The organism is Nitrospira sp. Ecomares 2.1, from assembly GCF_965152585.1.
On the sequence record NZ_OZ224219.1, the window covers coordinates 1,257,170 to 1,275,305 of the forward strand.

The window sequence follows — 18,136 nt, forward strand, 5'->3', positions numbered from 1 at the left end:
AGAGAAATCCTAGAGTCTCAGTCATGATCCGGGAATTTCGGGTTTGGAATGCGACAGTACCCGGGTGAGCGTCTGGCTTAGTTGATCCAGCAGGATTGGCTTGTAGAGGAATGCGCTAATTCCCTGTTCCAAAGCCTTTTCCATGTCAATGGTATGACTGAAGCCCGTACAAAGGATGATGGGCATATCGGGGCGTATTTTGAGAATTTCTCGAGACAGCAGGTCTCCTCCAAGTGTGGGCATCGTTTGGTCGGTGATGAGACAGTCAAATTGGTGGGGATTCATGCGAAACACTTCAAGGGCCTCCAAGGGGTTAATGCGGACAGTGACGGTATATCCCAGATGCTCCAGGAATTCTTTCAAGACTTCCGTAATCGACACTTCATCATCCACCATTAGCACATGACCACTTCCGGTGAAGATGGGGGAAGGCTTTGAATCAAGGGAGGAGTCAGTGGGTATCTGGTACTCGGGCAGGGCGATGAGAAAGGTGGTTCCCTCCTTATTGGAGGATTGTACCGAAATGTGTCCTCGGAGATTTTCCACAATGCCATGTACCACTGCCAATCCCATTCCGGTTCCTTTTCCGACGGATTTGGTGGTAAAGAACGGGTCGAAAATTTTTGGAAGGATATGATCGGGAATCCCAGGGCCGGAATCACTGACGACGATCTGTACATACCTTCCTGGATTCAGTGTAGGGGGAAATCGGAGGTCGTCTTTTTCAATGATGATGGCAAGAAGGTTGATGGTCAGAGTTCCGCCATTGGGGCGAAGGGCCTGTTCGGCATTAGAGCAGAGGTTCATGATGATTTGGTGAATTTGAACGGGGTCGGCAAACACCATATTCATTTTTTGATGAATAACCACACGCAGGTCAATGTTAGAAGGAAAGGTGGCACGGAGCAGAGTCAGAGATTCTTCAATAACCGGCCCCAGATCGACCGGGCGAGGTTGGTGTTCTGTTTGACGGCTGAAGGTGAGGATTTGCTGGATGAGATCCCGTCCACGTTTTCCCGCTATTCCAATTTGCTCAAAATATTTATATGCGGGATCCCCTTGGGGATGTTTCCAGGTTCCCATTTCCGCCCATCCGAGAATCGCCATCAGAATGTTATTGAAGTCGTGTGCGATTCCTCCGGCCAGGGTGCCTATGGATTCCATCTTCTGTGTTTGTCTCACATGCTGTTCCAGGCGTTTTTGCTCGGTGAGATCCCTCCATATGGCCGTCACGCCTGAAATAATTCCGTCCGGCTCTACATAGGGATTCAGTCTGACTTCCATAAAGCGAATGGTTCCTTCTGGAAATGTCAGGTGCTGATGAAAACAGACGACCCGCCCTTTTCGGCATTCCGCTAAATGACTGGTTAGCTGTGTTTCAAACAAATCCGCTCCGACAAAATCCCGGATGTGACGACCGGTGATTTCCCGGGCAGGCAGATTGAAATATTCACAAAATCCATGATTGACGGCTTGCAGGCAGTTTTCCTCATCTAAAAAACAGAGAAAATCGGAACTGGTCGACACTATTTGTTCATATCGGCGGAGCGCTTTAGTTGCGTGATACCGCTGGGTGATATCCCGGGCGACGGCATAGATGGCTTTTTCCTGAAGCTGGGGAGTGGCACGCCATTCCAGCCAGAGGTAATTGCCTCGGATATCACGGATGCGGTTCTGGAAATCCACCACATCTTTTTCTTCAGCGAGTTGATGGAACGCTGCCTGGGTAGATATCCGATCTTCGGGATGAGTGAAAAATATCAATGGTTGGGATAGCAGTTCCTCTTGGGTATACCCCAGAAGTTTTTCAAAAGCGGGATTGGTCTTTTTGAGATATCCGTCAATGCCGATGCTACACATGAGATCCAGAGAGAGGGAAAAAATGTGATCCCTCTGGATCTCGGCTTTGAACTGACCTGTGACATCAATCGACACACCGCCCAGTATCGGTGGCCGGTCATTTTGAAGGATTGGGAACTTGCAGGTTAAATACTGATGGAGGCCGTCTTTGAGAGGAATGTCTTCGAGAATTTCGAGGGATTGACCTTGGGAGAGCACCCGGGCATCATCGTATTGGATCCTGGACGCTGTGTCGGGAGGCATTAGGTCGTGAACGGTTTTTCCTATCCAGTTTTTGAGATCAATATTGAACACCTGTTCAAATTCCGGATTCAGATACATCAACCGATACTGTTCGTCTTTCATATAGGCCAAACCCGGAAGATGGGCCATGAACTGTGCAAAGCGTTCCTCGCTGGCTTTAAGTGCTTCTGACATCGTGGTGCGGTCGGTGATGTCTTCAGCCAGCCGGGTTATCCGGTAGGGATACCCTCCTTGCCTGTGGTTGATAAGTCCTCGTTCATGGATCCATCGGGTGGATCCGTCCCGCTTAATAATTCGATAGATTTCGTTATAGCCTCCGGTGATGCTCAATTTCAGATAGGCGTTTTCGATGCGGTCCCGGTCCTTGGGATGAAGGGCTTCAAGCCAGTCCAATGGATTTTGAGTTAGCTGAAGAGCCGGGCGCTCCCAAAGCCTTTCATAGGTTGGGCTGACATACAATAACCTTCTTGGTTCTTGAAAATCGGTCAGCCAAAAAATCCCCTGATAATGCTCCATTAATTGGCGAAACCGTTCATTGGCTTCTCTGAGTGACAATTCCAGTAACTCATTTCTGATTTTCAAGCGATGATGCTGGATGACTTCCGCCACCAGGGCCGGCAATAAATCCAAGTAGCCGCTTTGAGACGCTTTGACCAAATAGTCATTCACCCCGGCTTTAAAGGCTTCAATGGCAATCTGTTCGGACCCATTGCCTGTTAAGAGAATAAACGGAGATACGCATTTCATCTGACGCAATGTGCGAAACAGAGTGAGGCCATCCATGCCTGGGAGTTTGAAGTCGGCGATGATGACGTCAAATTCGGAAGGGGATTGTTCCACATGACGTATGGCTTCCTCCGCACTTTCGCATTCAAGAAGGGTGTGAACGTCCTTCTTAAGCGAACGACGGATCGCGATTCGCTCGTGGGAGTTGTCCTCGATGAGGAGAGCTGATAATCCGGATTCCTGGACCAGGGACATGTGGTTACCCGTTCGTTTAGGCTGATAATGGCTTGGCGTAGGGTTCCACGCAACTCCAGAATGTCCGGAGGGATTTTAAGAGATTGGCAAAGTTGGCGTATCCGACCGGTTTTTTGAGAAATGCCGTACATCCATATTCATATCCTTTGTTCCGGTCCCTCTCAAGAGTGGAATTCGTGAGAATGATGACAGGTAAAAACCGGAACTGATCCTTTGCCCGAATGGTTTGGAGAACCTGATGGCCATCCAGTTTGGGAAGCTTGAGGTCCAGAAGAATGAGGTCAGGGTCAGGAAAGATGTTTGATTCCAAATATTTCCCCTGGTGAAACAGATATTCCAGACATTCTTCGCCATCCGACACAATATGCAGATGATTTCCAAAGCCAAATTGTTCCCAGGCCCGTTTGGTGGCAAGGACATCATGGGGGTTATCTTCCGCCATTAAAATCGTTAAGTTCCGCGTTTCCTGCATCATCATGTTTTTCTCCCATCGGTACCGTGAATGAAAAAATGCTGCCTTTGCTCAATTCGGACTTCACGCGTATTTCTCCGCCCAGCCGGCTCACCGCTTTTTTGACAATTGCCAGACCTATGCCGGTTCCCTCATATTCCCGAGTCGTATGCAATCGTTCAAAGACTTGAAAAATTTTATCCTGATATGATTCAGAGATCCCGATGCCATTGTCCTCAACCGTAAAGGTGATAAACCCCTGGCGTTCCTGCATCCAATTTATGTTCAGAACTTTTGGGGAGGAGTGGTTGAATTTGACCCCATTGGCCAGGAGATTCTGGAAAATCTGTTTCAGAAGATGTTCATGGCCAAGGACTGTTGGCCATTCAGCAGGCGTGTGAACTTCTACGTCTTTATCGAAATTCAGAAGGAGCAGGATTTTGGGAATGATGGTACCGATGTGGCAGACCTGAGGAGCAGAATCTTTGTTATTTAACAGCGAGAGTTCAAGGAGATCAGAGACCAGGTCTTCCGCTTCGCATACGGCGGTGGTAATGCCGGTCAAATACAGTGTTTGATCTGATGAAACTTTGGTGGACAAGTCTTCTAACAGGAAATCTGCATAATTCTGAATCGCTCTCAAGGGCGTTCGCAAATCATGTGAAACGGCATAGTTATAGGCTTCCAGTTCCTGATTCTGGTTGGCCAGTTGTTGATTTAAGCGTTTGAGTTCAGCTTCGTGTTGTTTCCTGGCTGAAATGTCTACGACTGAACTGAGCACCATAAAGCCATCTGGCGTGTTGATGGGATTCAGGCCGATTTCTACGGGAAACTCGCTTCCATTTTTCCGTCGGGCAAACAGATCCCGTCCTGCCCCCATGGCTCGGGTACTTGGGTTTTCGAGAAATGCAACTCGATGTCGGGCATGTTCCTGCTGAAATCTTTTGGGAACGAGCGTGTCGATGGATTGCCCCATTAATTCATCTTGTGAATACCCAAAGAGAGTTTCAATTAATTTGTTGGCAAAGACCACCTTGCCGAGATGGTCAACAATCAACATGCCACTCGGGAAGGCATCAACGAACACGCGTAGCCGACGCTCCTTGTCCTCAAGGTCATTTTTGATCAATTTCATATCTTCTAGCAGAACCGTCATTGTGTGATTTTGCTCTTTCAGTTCCTTGGTTTGTAAGCCATATTTGACTTCGAGATCTTCCTTGACCGTTTGGAGTGCCTGTCTGGAAGAAATGTTTTTCAACGTCATATATCCTGTTACCAAGACGCAGAGAGTGGAGAGGGAGCGATTAAGCGTGGCTCTTTCATATTCTAACCTTGAAATAGAGCCCCAATAGCCCAGGAAAATTAAGAGAATCGCGCCGATTAGCGCGATTTTTGTCGCCCCTGGATTGTTGAGGGGGAAAGTGGCCACGACGACCAGAATGTACAGACTGCCCATGCCAATTCCAAGTGGAGTCAGGCAGTCCGCCACGAAAATTCCCAATGCCAGCCCCCCAATGAGAGCCTTCTGAAGATTCGGCTGTGGCTTTTGGACTGTTATGGGGGGAACCCTCATGGTCATAGAATTGAACGACCTGTTATCTAGGCGCTTTTCCCATCGGTCCATTCAATGAATGAGTCATAATAGGGAACCTGGGAGGATTCGGTGCAGGGGGGAAAGTTATGTCGGTGGGTCGTGTTTTTAGGACTGCCGGAGCTTGATGTGATGGCAGACTGACTCCTTTAAACATACCAACTGAGGGTAGTCTATGGCTTAGAAATTGGGCGAAATGGTTCATGCTCAGGCGCACCGCATGGCTATAAAGTGGGGTCCCGAAACAGGACTTGCTTTGGTCAAAAGATGATCACAAATATCCTTCGACCTTTTGTTTATGTTGACTCAAGGAGCCGACGAATTCGCACCCGAAAAAATTGATTGTTGTATCAAGCCGATTTTTGAGAAGAATGTTGAATCTGCCGGTACATTGGCGAATCCTCGATCATGATGCACCTCCCCTGAGCGATTGGATCGGGCTTGTGACATCTCTCGACATGATAAAAATAAGGCAGGATGAATTGGAAATGAGGCTAATGATAAAATAATGCGCGATAATAACGGTTTTTTTAAATGTACGCAAGGAAAATGCGTTCAATCAAAAGCGAAAAATTTGATTAATATTTTTATAGAAATTCCTTAAATCAAATGATGGACGGCGATAAGTCATTTGTGTCGAATTTTTCGAAATCGGTACGGACGTGTTTGCGGAGAGTAAATGTATGATCCATAAGCACGGGTTGGTTGGAATTTTTCCAATAGATCACCCAATGTCAGAACGCTTGCTTTTTTTGCGGTGCCATTTCGTGGCAAGGAGTACATGGGAAGGCAGGGCCTTCCAGGAAACAATCTGTTGTTCTCTCGACAGGGCTTAAATCCTATTCTGGTGGCACGGTGTTCGAAAGAAGCCCGAATCAGACCAGATGCGAATCCGTCACGGTGATTCCCATTGCCAGTGCGATTGTTTTGATTTCCTTAGGAGACCTTGGCCAATGTGGCCACACAAGCTGGCCCACATCCCGTGACATCATATTGTCCAACACCTCTTCATACGTTCTGATTCAAAAGCTCTGGCCGGTTATAGGAATGGCGCTTTTATTCATAATTCTGGGAGAGATAGGCTTTGAGGGCGAGTGCATGGTTACATTCTTGATTTTTTGCCCCGAAGAGAAGGGTGACTGGACCCTGTTGTATGCGTTGCCATAGCTCTTCGACTGCTTTGGGTTTTTGCCCAAGCTCTTTTGCGTAACGTCTTTGAAATTCTTCCCATCGCTTCGGTTCATGGTGAAACCAATTTCGCAGGGCTGTTGATGGGGCAAGATCCTTTTGCCACAGATCCGCTTTGGCCGCTTCTTTTGAAAGCCCTCGAGGCCATAGCCGGTCAATGAGAATCCGACACCCATCATCTGGGGCCGGGGTGTCATATATTCGTTTGACTTTGATTGCCCGATAATTGCTTTTATTCGGGACTTTAGCAACTTGGGAGGAAGTTTGTGGTAGGAGGTTGGAAGGGTGTCTGAAACAATCAGTGGTGTGGTCATTCACCAATCCGGCCGCTTGCATATGGGCGTAGATGACGGTACTTCCCACAAAACGAAATCCTCGTTGCTTGAGATCTTTTGAGAGGGCGTCACTCTGTGGAGTCGTGGCTGGAACCTGTGCCATTGCTTTCCAGTCATTGATTATTGGCGCACCTCCCACAAAATCCCAGATGTACTGATCAAACGACCCAAACGTTTCCTGAATGGTGAGAAAGGCTTTGGCGTTTGTGACGGTCGATTCAATTTTGAGGCGATTCCGAATGATCCCGGTATCTTGAAGGAGCACCGCGATTTTTCTGGAATCGAAGCGTGCGACTTTTTCGGGGTCGAATGCGGCAAACGCCCGACGATACCCTTCACGACGAAGCAGAATGGTTGACCAGGATAGGCCAGCCTGCGCCCCTTCCAATGTCAGCATTTCAAAGTGGCGGTGGTCTTCGTGGACGGGGATTCCCCATTCTTCATCATGATAGGGAATGAAGTGCGATTTCGTGCCCACCCACCCACAACGGATGGGTTTTTGAGTCTGTAACCGTGTGGTGCGTCCCATGCGAAATCAATGTCCTTTTGGGGAGTAACGTCTTCGTGCCCTGGCCTTAAAGAATGAAAACCTCTGTGCAAGGGGAATGGGGTGAATGCTACGAATTCCGGAAAAAGGTGTCAATGGATCATTCGGGACTTCATGACTCTTCAGGTCTTTATTAGTCTGAAGGCCTCTCGTTTGTAGGACCACGCAAAGCCATGATAAAATCTTATATGCCTTCAATTAGGAGGAGGACATGAACACAATCATGAAGCAGTTCCCGTCAAAGACCTCCCGGTTAAGCCGTTGGATCGGATGGGTGCTAATTTGTGGAGTCGGGGTAGGGTTGTCTTTGAATGATCCCCAGGCCTTCGCAGAAGCTACCACTATTCCTTGGGAATGTTCCGGATATTCTGGAGATGCTCAAGACCGATGCGTGACCACGTTGAGGGAGCTTCAACAAGAAAAAATCGACCAGTTGGCAGAAAAATTGAAGGCACAGGAGGGGATAATCAATCAGCTCAAAGAGAAATTAGATCGTCAGGAAGCGTTAGCCCTGAGCAAAGCTCAGAACTCTAAGCAGAATTCCCGTTATCGGCCGCCTTATGTTTCTCCCTACGCGTACTCCTATGGTTTTTCCTATGACTATGCCCAGTTTCCGCCTATCGGCACCTATCTCCAACCTCCCTGGGGTTATCCACGCTATTATGGCGATGGCCCTGGATATTGGGGTTATGGGCCTCAGGCATTCGGCTATAATTTCCGGTTTGGCGGGGGCCACCATCATCATCCGTAAGCATCAACATCTTTAGCCTGAGTTTGGCATCTGCGGTTGCCATGTGCGCGAAGGATTTTAGCGGCGGTTAGTCCCGGCTCTCTGCTAAGTGCTTTCATGGAAACCCGTTTCAATCCGTATCGCGATGTACCGTCTCCGGGGAAAATGCCTGGAGACATACCGCGATATACTCCGCCCCCTCAGGACCGGGGGTGCTGTACCGCACCCATTCATTGCGATAGGCGATGACCGCCTGTCCGGTATTCACCTCAATTATCCCTTCTTTGGTTTCCACCCGTAGTTGCCCGGAAAGGACCAGGGTATATTCATCAAATTCAGGCGTCTGCCCAGGCTCTTCCCAGCCGGAAGGACTTTGCATGCGCGCGATGCTGATTTGGTCTGTTTCGCAATTCACCCGTCCGATGTATTCGTCGATGAGTTTGGGTTTGTTCCCTGCAGGTTTAATCCTTGTGGGTTGCTCGATCAGTTTAGCCATACCGTCTCGTTGACCTCCTCTTCGTGAATTTAAGCGTGCATTGACTGGGTGAATGCTTGCCTTCGTTAAATTTTTATGCCAGGCCTGCTGGCCTGACAGATCTCCATTGTATTCTCTCAGGAAAAACTTTTGAAGTCCTTATATGGCATAACGGCTTGTCCGATCAGTGTCAAATTTAGAATAGCCTCAGATACCTTCGAGCAGCAAGAACAAGGACGAGACCGAATTCAAAGTTGTTTAGTTCAAGCGATTGGTTCCTGCCTTTAGGCTTTAGAAATCGGTTGGGAATGGGTATGAGGCCTTGGCGAACGGCATGAAAGAAAACACCAATGGGCTATTGCGGGACTTTTCTGAAGGAGAAGTCGGTTTTCGGAAAACATTCAAAAGGTAGTTGCTGGTTGGATTGGATTACTCATCTATTATCTGCCATCAGCGCTGGGGCGTCTGGTTTGTTAAATCGGCTGAGATCTCTTCTGGCATTCGGGAACGGACCCATCAATTTTGAATCCATCGGTTGGCTATTTGCCACCGTCAAAGGGCTAGTTTAATGCCACCGCCAATATCTCTAAGTCTATAACCGTGCATGGGCACCCAGGGAATGGAGAAGCTTGTGCGTTATCTCGTTCGCCTTTGTCTTCCAATATTTCTAGAGTCTTTAACCGATCTGGCCTTGGTAACCTTTGTGAAATTAGCGTTAACGGTCCTATTGTTTGTGAAGGTTAAGGAACATGTTGCCGTTCCGGTACAACTGCCGGACCATCCCGAAAATGTCCAGCCCTTTTCTGGTTGAGGGGTCAATGTCACCACGGATTGCTGTGGGTAGCTGGCTAAGCAACTTCGTCTCGGGCAATTAATTCCGTTAGGAGTCGAAACAACGGATCCACTGCCGCTGACGAACACCTCCAGTTGAGCTATTCCCTTGGCAGTAGTGACCTGTAGGGGAGCAGACGATGCGGACACATTCCCGTCGGCATCCCGGGCTTTAACAGTATAGTGATAGGTCATTCCCGGACTGGTCGTTTTATCCACAAAAGCATTAGTGCCGGGTTGCCCGATAACCACATTATTCCTGGTCACATCATATCCGGTTACTCCGACATTATCGGTAGAGGCTGTCCATGAAAAGGCCACCTGGATATTTGATGCTGAATTCAACGTGAGATTTCCAGGCATTGTCGGCGATATGGTATCGGGAATTTTTATACTCACCTCTTCCGAGGGGAGGCTTTCGTTTTTTGTCTGATCAAATGCAGTGACCGCGAAATAATAGGTGATTCCCTGCGGCAGGTTCTGGAACACGTAGGAAGGATTGGGTCCGGTAATTTTTGTGGTGTGATAGGAGCCTTGGGATGTGCCCATATACACATTATATCCCATCAAATCGGGTTCCGGATTTGCGTCCCAGATTAGTTGGATGGAAGATGCCGAGGAAGCGGGGTTAGTGCATAATCCGATGAAAAAGAATGCAAGACCGGCAATATTTTTTTTGGTGAAATTCAGGGGGATCATGTGGCGGAGCATATTCGACTCCTTGTGGTATTCGGACCGAAGTCCTCATCCTCTCCTCCCCCTGCGAATGACGACTTCCTTCGGTAGTCGGACGATCAGGCGTTGGATCCTGACTCCTGACTTTGCGACCCTACTTCACAGTAGGTGTGCCGTTTCGGGAAGAGGATTTCATGAAATGGTGGACTTTCTTTCGACTGTCTGTTTCTTTGGTTTGTAACTTAGACCTCCAAACGGTCTGCCGAACTATATCGGATCTGTAAGGAAAAACTTTAGAAAGAGCAGAGTTTAAGGGAGTACAAAAAGTTTATGAGAAAAAATCTCAAAAACAACGGAACGTAAATGGAGTTGAGGCAAAAAAATGGGTCCCATTCTTCATTTGGAATGGTAGCGCAATGTGGGATTGGTATCTCTCTTGGATAAACGAGAAAATATATTCGGATAAATAATTGCATCCGGGCTTGCCATCGGGGGAAAGGGAATGTCTGTCAGGGCGATTTCTACTAAGGGCTAGAACAAATGACAAGCTTGAGAAAAGATTGAATCCCGGTTTTCCATGTCGTGCATGATGTAGTAGGACCGATTTCCCGATGTGCTCGAGATGGTCGCGTTCCACGGCTAAGATGGAATTGGAAGTCTGCAAATTATGTAGAAGCCGGGGCCGCGGGTTAAAGAATGGGAGAGGGGTGTTTGAGATGAGGACCGGGTAAACCTGGTTGTAGTTTGTGAGAGTGCCCAACGTGCTGTTTTGTCGGATCGGCAGTTACATTATCATTATTATTGCCGGATCATATGAAGTAAAGGCTTAGCCCGTCCTCCCTGTTTGGAAATTTCCAAGATTTCATATCCCAAGTTGTGCGCGAGACCATGTAGCGTAGTCATTCTTGTACCGTAACTTTCGTACTACCGAATTTCCCATTCTGTGGAAGTGGTCCCGGGAAAACCCGTCGATGCGATGGTCAAGCCGTTCATCAGCCATACCGCCACACCTCCATTGCTGCGGTTCCGCCAGATAAGATCGGCGTTACCATCACCATTCACATCGTTCGCTCCTGCTATCTGCCATGCCACCGATACTGCCCCCGGGAAGCCGGAAGAGGCAATCGCTGTTCCATTCATGAGCCATATCGCGGTATTGCCGTCTGTGGTGTTGCGCCAGACAAGATCGGCTTTGCCATCGCCATTGGCATCCCCGACGGCATGGATTCCCCAAGCGGTCGGGACGCTGCCTGGAAAGCCGGTGGAATTGATGGTTAAGCCGTTCATCAGCCAAATGGCCACCGTGCTGCTGGTGTCATGACGCCAAATGACATCGGCTTTACCATCACCATTCACATCGCCCACTCCGGCGATTTGCCACCCTAATGAGACACCAGCTGGAAAACCAGTAGAAACAACCGCCTTCCCATTCATAAGCCATATCGCGGTGTTGCCATCAGTGGTGTTGCGCCAGAGAAGGTCGGCCTTGCCGTCACCATTCATATCGTCAATGGCTTGAATGGCCCAACTCGTGGAAACGGAGCCGAGAAAGTCTGCCGAGGTGATGGTCAATCCGTCCATCAGCCATACGGCAACTGCGCCGCTGGTGTTATTGCGCCACACAAGGTCTGCCTTGCCATCCCCATTCAAATCGCCCACTCCACTCATGGCCCATTCCATGGGTAAATGGCCCAGAATTCCCAATGTTGCGACACTCGTCCCATTGAGCAGCCATCCGGCAACCTCGCCGGTCTTTGTATGTCGCCAGATGAGGTCGGCTTTCCCGTCCCCATCCAGATCGTGATTTTTGGGGGTCCTTTGATTCGAGTTCTGTCGTTGGACGATGACGGAATACATGCTCAAATCACTACCGGCATTGCCACCAAGGGTAATGGTCCCTACGGGGAATGCCCGAGCAAAAAGGTGGAGGGTGGTGTCCGATGTACCAAGGTCATTACCCGTATCAGTAAAGGTCCTCAACCAAGACGGTTTGGAGGTAACACGAACGTCATGGGCGACATAGACCGTTACTGGTTGATTCACATGGAAGCTGAGGAATCCGTTGTTCGTAGCTGCTTTGTCATTATTGGCAGTCTGGATAAATGCAGCTCCCTCGACGATTGCAGGTACTGTAGTAAACGTAAAGGAGCGGTCAATATACACCACGCCCCTGGCTTGAAGGCCTGCTGCGGGCACGACATATGATTGCCTGCTGGCGACGGTCAGATTGGAAATAGTTAATCCAGGCGAGGTTCCCTTGGATACCGTGACGGTCACCGGCACAGAGGTTGTCGTATTGCCTGCGGCATCGCGGGCTGTGGCGCTGAGGGTGTAAGAGCCATTCGAGACGGCTGTTGTGTTCCAGGATGACGAAAATGGGTTGGTGGTATCTTCTGGCCCCAGATTGTTTCCATTGAGTTTGAATTGGACACCCACCACACCAATGTTATCTGAGGCGGTGGCGGATACAGTAACGGTGCCGCTTAGGGACGCGGAATTTTGCGGGCTCATGAGGACAATCGTGGGGGGCGTGGTATCGGGAGGTGGGACATTTCCACCCTGTGTCGGAAGAGCTATGGCCACTTCCTTCGATGGTTCGCTGATATTTCCTGATTGATCATAGGCCGTAACCGTAAAATAATAGGTGATCCCTTCCGGCAGGTTCTGAAATATGTGCGATGGGGTGAGGCCGGCATTTTTCGTGGTGTGATAGGAACCTTGGGATGTGCCCATATACACATAATAGCCCATCAGGTCCGGTTCGGAATTCGGGTCCCAAGTCAGTTGGATGGAAGAAGCGGAGAAAGCGGGGCTAGCGAACAATCCGAAGAAAAACAGCGTCAGGCCTGCCAAGTGTGTGCTTGCGAAACCCAGGTGGGGCAAATGTTTGACCATGCTTTCCTCCTTGTCCCAATCGGATCGACGCCTTCATCCTCTTCTCCCCCTGCGAATGACGCCTTCCTTCGGTAGCCGGACGATCAGGCGCGGGCACCTGACTCCTGGCTTTGCGACCCTACTTCACAGTAGGTGTGCCGTTTCGGGAAAAGGATTTCATGAATTGGTCAACTTTTTCCTATCCTCTGTCTCCCTATTGTGTTGCCTACACCCCCAAACTGTCTGCCGAACATTTCGGAGAAGTAAGGAAAAACTTTAGAGAAGACAACATTGGGTTATGAAGAATCTAGGCAGAGGAAAACCGGAGAATATAAAAAAACGAGCGGAATGATTATGGGAAAAAGGAAACGAAATTAAACTTAGTTAGAAAAGGAGGGGACGGAGGGTCAGGCTCATAGGTGAAATTCCTGGAGGCCGTGCCTAATGACTATCGTTGTAATTTTACGATTTCTATGAAAATTTTGATTCGATCATTACGGCAATGGTGAAAGTTTTGCATTGTCAGGATGAAGAACCATGGAGGCAGGTGCGACCAAAAAAAATACAAAACGACCCGGACCGTCATGCCCCCAGGTTGTTCACCTCAGGGATGGGTTTGTTGGCAACTATTCCGGCTGCTCATCCGGACATGACCACACCGGCCTGATGATTCCGTCGAACATTCTCTTATGGTGTGATGAAATGACTGTGCGCCACCTTTTGGGAAAGGCCATGTTTGGCAGATGACGTGCTGCTAACAGCAAGAAGATGTAACTGGCTCAACGGCAGATGGAAGCGCGATTGTCACTGTTATGCAGTATAAAGGAGGAGGAATTCTCATGGTACTCAAAATCATTACGTACCACGAGGAGGGGTCGAATAATGGATGCCGTTTTTGCGGAAAAGAAGATTGAGTCGAGCGAATTCTTTCAAATTGGGGAGGGGGGGCGGTTAAATCAAGGGAAGTGGGGGGGAAGATTTTTTTTATAAATTCCATTCGTCGGGTTGGCCCATGAGGCCATTTTGAGAAGCGGCCTGGTGTTTTTGAATTCCTGCTCATTGGATTTCCCAGTCTGTGGAAGCGGTACCGGGAAAGGTTGTAAAGGTAATGGCGACCCCGTTCATCAGCCATACCGCCACAGCTCCATTGCTATTGTTGCGCCAGATGATGTCTGATTTGCCATCCCCATTCACATCTTCTGCTCCCGCTATTTGCCATGTCGTCAGCACAGTCGCCGGGAAGCCTGATGAGGCGATTGACGTTGCATTCATGAGCCATATGGCGGTGTTGCCATCAAGGGAGTTGCGCCAGACCAGATCGGCTTTGCCATCGCCGTTGAGATCCCCGACGGCTTGAATATCCCAAGCCGTTGGCGCGCTGCCGGGAAAACTCGTGGAGGTGACGGTCGAGCCATTCATCAGCCATAAGGCCACCGCGCCGCTGGTGCCATTGCGCCAAATGATATCTGCTTTGGTATCCGCATTTACATCGCCCACTGCAGCGATCTGCCACCCTAATGAGACGCCCCCCGGGAAACCAGCAGAAACAATCGCAGTCTCATTCATGAACCATATGGCGGTGTTGCCATCAAGGGTGTTGCGCCAGACGAGATCGGCTTTGCCATCGCCGTTGAGATCCCCGACGGCTTGAATAGCCCAAGCCGCCGGTGCGCTGCCGGGAAATCTGGTGGAAATGATGGTCAAGCCATTCATCAGCCAGATGGCCACCGCGCCGCTGATGGCATTGCGCCAAATGAGGTCGGCCTTCCCGTCTCCATTCACATCGCCCGATCCCTTCAGAGCCCATTCGTGGGGTAATTGGCCCAGAATGCCTGATGCCGTGCCGCTCGTGCCACTGAGCAGCCACACGACTACCTCTCCGGTTTTCGTGTTTCTAAAGACCAGATCGGCCTTGCCGTCCCCATTCAGGTCCTGATTTTTATGAGGATTCGGGTTCGTGTTCTGTGTTGGAAGTGTCATTGCCACTTCCTCTGCGGGTGCACTGATGTTTCCTGATTGATCATACGCCGACACCGTAAAATAGTAAGTGAGTCCCTCTGGTAGGTTTTGGAAAACATATGATGGGTTGAGGCCGACATTTTTCGTGGTGTGGTAAGACCTTTGGGATGTGCCCATATGCACATAGTATCCCATGAGGTCCGGTTCCGGACTCGCGATCCAGGCTAGTTTGATGGAAGAAGCCGAGAAAACAGGGCTAGCGAACAATCCGAGGAGGAAAAAGACAGGGATGGCTGTAACTCTGGCTGCAACACTCAAGGAAGGTATTTGTCGGGTCATACACTATGCCTTGTGGTATTCGGACTAAAATCCAAATCCTCTTCATAGGGATTACCCCTCCTTGGGTGGCTGGATGAGATCAGGTGTGCTCACCTGACTTCTAAGTTTTCGAGTCTACTCCACAGTAAGTGGAGTCGTTTCGAGGAAAAATTATATAAAACAATTGTGTTTTCAAAGGTGGTGCATCTTAGAGGAAGATACATTAAGGAGGATATAGGGTAAAACATGTAGTTGCTCCGTACTGAACCCCAATTTTTCTGTGCTGATCTTCACAAAAGTTGGGAGAGAGAAAAGACTGAGAAACGGGTTTTCCAGAATAACCATCTGGCATTCGTCAGAGGATCTATTAGCCACTATCATGGCTAACCGATCTCAATTTGATAGCTGTGGGAAATTTTACAGATTGATGAAGAACTGCAGAAGAAGAATATGGTTAGCCTGGTTGACTGTACCTGAAAGGGGCGTGTTAATGATCTGTAGTTGATACCCGGCATCCACATTGAGATTGGGGGAGAACGTGTAGTTGAGACCCAGAAAAAACCGGTTTTGTTCGAATCCGGCTTCAGGCCCCTGGCGAATAGTATTGAGGTTAACAAAAATTTCATCATAGACGGCGATTGCGAGGGCAGGGGAGGCCGGCAGCGGGAACGTTCCTCGAAGCATGGTTCGGGCTCGAACGGCTGTTCCGATGGCATGTTGGATCCACCGTTCTTCGAGACGGGACCGGCTGAATAATGTGAATGTTGAAAATTTGTTGTTGTAAATGAGTTGCTGAAATATCCGATGTTCCTGGCTGTAGCTCGGTTGGTAATTAGCAACCCAGGCGTACCCTTGCCAGAGCGAGATGGTGGATGTGAGTTGATAGCCGATAGCCGGTCGAAGAAGGAGCTGGTTGATTTGTGAGGCATCGTCGGAAAGTCGTGGATTGGCCTCCAAGTATCCTTTCACCGGGCCGGAGATAGGAAAGTTTAGATACACTGGAGTCCACAGTCGAAAATCTTGAATCGTTTCGGAGCCTGCAAAGCAGAAGACGGGTCCCCACAGTAAGAACGCGGCAACCAATCCTGCCACTATTCTTTTCGTCTTTTTCACATCCATCACGTTCTCTTCTTTTTGAAATGCTCAGTCTTTAATCTTTCTCAGAAATAATCGAAGTTGTAAAGAGAGGGTAGCCTCTCAAGTCTGTGCCTGCCCTTTAGTAAGGTCGGAATGGTTGTGATATGTCTCTCTTCTTGTGCGTCCCGGGGAGCCTGTCGGTGGCGTTCCTGATATTTCCTTGAATTTAGCGCGTGTTTAAAACCCAATGTTTTAAATTTCAGTTCCTCTGCTCTGTGGCTACCGAGAGTTCTCCGATGTTGCGTTCTCCCTGGAAGAATGCGGTAAACATTCGGCGGGTATACGCTGGCCTCCGTCCCTGACTGAGTGCGTATTGATACCCCTCAAATGCCAGGCCAGTATGGGGTTGAGGGAAAATGTTCGAAAGTTTGATGGGAATACCCAACCGTTCGGTCATGGGACAGACCCAATCCCACCACACCATTTTAACGTATTCCCCGTTCGGTCGTAATGTGGGTTGAGGATCCGGACACAGTCCATATGGCATCCATTTGATAGTCAACGTTTCGGTGGCGGCTACTTGGGAAATGAGTTGTACCGCGTAAAAGCAATACGGACCAACATAGTCGGAATACAAAGTGACAGAGGATGTCATCAGGCTGTATTTGTTGGAGGCGTCACTTGAGTGACGCTATCTCGGGTTAATTCAACTGTCAATGCCATAACCTTTCATCTTCATGTTCCAGGCTCTACATGGAGCCGTGGGTTGTGGGTAGAATTTTTTTTATCCTCCCACCCACTACCATGAGGGCTAAAAAGGAGTAAAATAGAAAAGAAGGGAATTTTTGGAAAAGGGGTGCCTATGGGGAAAATCTGTATCCTTGGAGGTGGAAAAATAGGGTCGCTCATCGCTACGTTATTGGCTGAGTGTGGCGACTTTGAAATATGCCTTGGAGATGTGGATCAAGAGGTGGTTGTGCGCCTGAAAAAGGACATTGGACCTGAGCATTTTCACGTGTCTTCCGTCGATGTGCAGGACTCGCGAGCTCTGAGTAAATTTATTGAATCGGTTGAGCCGGACGGAATCATTTCCAGCCTTCCCTATTATTGTAACTTAGCAGTTGGAGAAGTGGCGCGCTCATGCGGCGCCCATTATTTTGATTTAACTGAAGATATCGAAGTCACCAAGGGCATCAAGGATGTCAGTAAAGGGTCGCAGAAGGCATTTGTTCCGCAATGTGGCCTGGCGCCAGGATTTATCAGCATTGTTGCGCATGAACTGATGACCCGCTTTGATACAGTAGATATGGTGAAGATGCGGGTAGGGGCGTTGCCGGTGAATCCGAGCAACGTGTTGAAATATTCGTTGACGTGGTCGACGGATGGTTTGATTAATGAGTACGGCAATATGTGCTATGGAATTGAAAACGGTCAGGAAGTTGACTTGCTTCCGCTTGAAGGGTACGAAACTATTTCAATTGATGGACTCTTATACGAAGCGTTTAACACGTCTGGTGGGTTGGGAACTTTGGCGGATACCTATTCCGGCAAGGTGCGAACGATGAATTATAAAACACTTCGTTATCCAGGCCATTGTGAAAAAATTCAACTGTTGATGAATGATCTGAAACTGAATGATGACCGAGAGACCCTGAAGCGTATTTTGGAAAAGGCCGTGCCGAAAACTTTGCAGGATGTGGTCCTGATCTATACCTCTGTCACCGGTTTGCGAAAGGATGAACTTTTTGAAGAAAATTTTGTGCAGAAAATTTATCCGCGCATGATTGCCGGAAAGCTGTGGTCTGCCATTCAGGTGACGACGGCCGCCGGGATGTGCAGCGTGGTGGATCTTGTCTTTCAGCGTCCCGAACTGTTTCGGGGATTTGTGACACAAGAGACGTTTGGTCTCCCCTCAATCCTGGCCAACCGGTTCGGGAAGTTGTTTGATCCGGAAGATTCGTATTCGTGATTATCTTGGGATGTGAGAGGAAGTGAGGTGTG

At 48.9% G+C, this 18,136-nt stretch carries 12 protein-coding genes and 2 riboswitches; of the genes, 2 read left to right on the forward strand and 10 right to left on the reverse strand.

From position 1 onward, the window contains the following. Positions 1-21 precede the first annotated feature (21 nt). The 4 genes from ACWHYD_RS05550 to ACWHYD_RS05565 form a co-directional block, all read right to left on the reverse strand. Positions 22-3,084 carry a PAS domain S-box protein gene (locus tag ACWHYD_RS05550; RefSeq protein ID WP_447964917.1) on the reverse strand — a complete coding sequence of 1,021 codons (3,063 nt, stop codon included), beginning with the start codon at positions 3,082-3,084 and terminating at the stop codon, positions 22-24. A gap of 16 nt (positions 3,085-3,100) precedes the next feature. Next, entirely contained in the window at positions 3,101-3,562 is a 462-nt protein-coding gene (locus ACWHYD_RS05555) for a response regulator (protein WP_447964918.1), read from the reverse strand. Further along, positions 3,513-5,114: a sensor histidine kinase gene (locus ACWHYD_RS05560; protein ID WP_447964919.1), complete on the reverse strand. Its 1,602-nt coding sequence runs from the start codon at positions 5,112-5,114 to the stop codon at positions 3,513-3,515. Before ACWHYD_RS05560 ends, ACWHYD_RS05555 begins: the two co-directional genes overlap by 50 nt. A gap of 1,068 nt (positions 5,115-6,182) precedes the next feature. Then, entirely contained in the window at positions 6,183-7,178 is a 996-nt protein-coding gene (locus tag ACWHYD_RS05565; RefSeq protein WP_447964920.1) for a DUF488 family protein, N3 subclade, read from the reverse strand. Between the two features lie 229 nt (positions 7,179-7,407). On the opposite strand from ACWHYD_RS05565, the gene ACWHYD_RS05570 reads away from it, so the two are divergent. After that, complete coding sequence (locus ACWHYD_RS05570; protein ID WP_447964921.1) at positions 7,408-7,947, forward strand: hypothetical protein; 540 nt, start codon at positions 7,408-7,410, stop codon at positions 7,945-7,947. Between the two features lie 109 nt (positions 7,948-8,056). Here ACWHYD_RS05570 and ACWHYD_RS05575 read toward each other — a convergent pair whose 3' ends face one another. From ACWHYD_RS05575 to ACWHYD_RS05600, 6 genes are all read right to left on the reverse strand, one after another. After that, a complete protein-coding gene (locus ACWHYD_RS05575; RefSeq protein ID WP_447964922.1) occupies positions 8,057-8,422 on the reverse strand; it encodes a cupin domain-containing protein in 366 nt (121 codons plus the stop codon). Positions 8,423-9,037: 615 nt separating this feature from the next. After that, complete coding sequence (locus ACWHYD_RS05580) at positions 9,038-9,943, reverse strand: InlB B-repeat-containing protein (RefSeq protein WP_447964923.1); 906 nt, start codon at positions 9,941-9,943, stop codon at positions 9,038-9,040. Positions 9,944-10,010: 67 nt separating this feature from the next. Continuing rightward, positions 10,011-10,092, reverse strand: a riboswitch (cyclic di-GMP riboswitch). 739 nt (positions 10,093-10,831) lie between these two features. Continuing rightward, positions 10,832-12,802 (reverse strand): FG-GAP-like repeat-containing protein, encoded by a 1,971-nt coding sequence (locus tag ACWHYD_RS05585; protein WP_447964924.1) that lies wholly within the window; start codon positions 12,800-12,802, stop codon positions 10,832-10,834. A 67-nt stretch (positions 12,803-12,869) separates the two neighbouring features. Then, positions 12,870-12,951: riboswitch (cyclic di-GMP riboswitch) on the reverse strand. A gap of 886 nt (positions 12,952-13,837) precedes the next feature. Next, positions 13,838-15,079: an FG-GAP-like repeat-containing protein gene (locus ACWHYD_RS05590; protein ID WP_447964925.1), complete on the reverse strand. Its 1,242-nt coding sequence runs from the start codon at positions 15,077-15,079 to the stop codon at positions 13,838-13,840. Positions 15,080-15,475: 396 nt separating this feature from the next. Then, positions 15,476-16,177 (reverse strand): DUF2490 domain-containing protein, encoded by a 702-nt coding sequence (locus ACWHYD_RS05595; RefSeq protein ID WP_447964926.1) that lies wholly within the window; start codon positions 16,175-16,177, stop codon positions 15,476-15,478. Between the two features lie 217 nt (positions 16,178-16,394). Next, complete coding sequence (locus tag ACWHYD_RS05600) at positions 16,395-16,790, reverse strand: DsbA family oxidoreductase (protein ID WP_447964927.1); 396 nt, start codon at positions 16,788-16,790, stop codon at positions 16,395-16,397. A 207-nt stretch (positions 16,791-16,997) separates the two neighbouring features. On the opposite strand from ACWHYD_RS05600, the gene ACWHYD_RS05605 reads away from it, so the two are divergent. Further along, complete coding sequence (locus ACWHYD_RS05605; protein WP_447964928.1) at positions 16,998-18,104, forward strand: saccharopine dehydrogenase family protein; 1,107 nt, start codon at positions 16,998-17,000, stop codon at positions 18,102-18,104. Positions 18,105-18,136 lie beyond the last annotated feature (32 nt).

Bases quoted from the DNA above. Each gene is read 5' to 3' on its own strand.
- ACWHYD_RS05550 (WP_447964917.1), bottom strand. From the start codon at position 3,084: ATGTCCCTGGTCCAGGAATCCGGATTATCAGCTCTCCTCATCGAGGAC.
- ACWHYD_RS05555 (WP_447964918.1), bottom strand. From the start codon at position 3,562: ATGATGATGCAGGAAACGCGGAACTTAACGATTTTAATGGCGGAAGAT.
- ACWHYD_RS05560 (WP_447964919.1), bottom strand. From the start codon at position 5,114: ATGACCATGAGGGTTCCCCCCATAACAGTCCAAAAGCCACAGCCGAAT.
- ACWHYD_RS05565 (WP_447964920.1), bottom strand. From the start codon at position 7,178: ATGGGACGCACCACACGGTTACAGACTCAAAAACCCATCCGTTGTGGG.
- ACWHYD_RS05570 (WP_447964921.1), top strand. From the start codon at position 7,408: ATGAACACAATCATGAAGCAGTTCCCGTCAAAGACCTCCCGGTTAAGC.
- ACWHYD_RS05575 (WP_447964922.1), bottom strand. From the start codon at position 8,422: ATGGCTAAACTGATCGAGCAACCCACAAGGATTAAACCTGCAGGGAAC.
- ACWHYD_RS05580 (WP_447964923.1), bottom strand. From the start codon at position 9,943: ATGCTCCGCCACATGATCCCCCTGAATTTCACCAAAAAAAATATTGCC.
- ACWHYD_RS05585 (WP_447964924.1), bottom strand. From the start codon at position 12,802: ATGGTCAAACATTTGCCCCACCTGGGTTTCGCAAGCACACACTTGGCA.
- ACWHYD_RS05590 (WP_447964925.1), bottom strand. From the start codon at position 15,079: ATGACCCGACAAATACCTTCCTTGAGTGTTGCAGCCAGAGTTACAGCC.
- ACWHYD_RS05595 (WP_447964926.1), bottom strand. From the start codon at position 16,177: ATGGATGTGAAAAAGACGAAAAGAATAGTGGCAGGATTGGTTGCCGCG.
- ACWHYD_RS05600 (WP_447964927.1), bottom strand. From the start codon at position 16,790: ATGACATCCTCTGTCACTTTGTATTCCGACTATGTTGGTCCGTATTGC.
- ACWHYD_RS05605 (WP_447964928.1), top strand. From the start codon at position 16,998: ATGGGGAAAATCTGTATCCTTGGAGGTGGAAAAATAGGGTCGCTCATC.